General features: G+C 63.9%; 2 protein-coding genes. One reads left to right on the top strand and one right to left on the bottom strand.

Going from position 1 to position 590, the window contains the following annotated elements; translation table 11 throughout:
- A partial coding sequence (locus E1298_RS50040) for a hypothetical protein (protein WP_207945308.1) occupies positions 1-204 on the bottom strand: 204 nt, incomplete at its 3' end.
- Here E1298_RS50040 and E1298_RS47480 point away from each other — a divergent pair.
- The coding region (locus E1298_RS47480) for a hypothetical protein (RefSeq protein ID WP_207945307.1) at positions 185-590 on the top strand (406 nt) is incomplete at its 3' end. The genes E1298_RS50040 and E1298_RS47480 overlap by 20 nt on opposite strands.

Here is a 590-nt window from a genome sequence, read left to right as displayed (position 1 = left end):
CCTCCCCGTCGCCGGCCCCCGCCCCATCAGGAGGTCACCCATGAGGGTTTGTTCCTCGTTCTCGTTGTGGAGGCTCGGTACCTGTTCGGCCATGGCCGCTGCGCTGCTCTTCACCGCCGCCTGCGGCGTGGATTCCTCAGCAAGCCCATCGGGAAGCCCGAAAGAGAGCATGAACAGTATGACCATGACCGAGAAAGAGGCCATTTCCCGGATGGAAAAGATCATCCGTGAGGCTGTCGGGGTGCTCGAACCCGAACCACGCCTTGAGTCGATCGAGAATCTGTCCCAGCGGAGCAGTTGTGATCCGGACGACGGTGGGTCGCCGGAGCAGACGGTGCTCAACCGCAGCTACCTCCTGCGAGGAGTGCCGCAGAGCAGCAACGGCGAGATCGCCCGAAAGATCAAGGGGTTCTGGGATCGGCAGGGCTACAAGATAGACAGCGCCGTGCGCCTCGATGGCAACAAGCCTCAGGTGCTCGGGCTCGACTCCTCGGGCGACTTCTCGCTTGGCCTGATCACCAGCGGCGATGGGGTGCTGGAGATCGGGGCGACGTCGCCGTGTGTTTTGCCGCTGGGGACGGGTGGGGCGT

The sequence above is a fragment of the Actinomadura rubrisoli genome (genome assembly GCF_004349215.1).
GTDB lineage: Bacteria > Actinomycetota > Actinomycetes > Streptosporangiales > Streptosporangiaceae > Spirillospora > Spirillospora rubrisoli.
The sequence above is the reverse complement of the archived record's forward strand: the minus strand, read 5'-3'. Positions and strand labels throughout refer to the sequence as shown.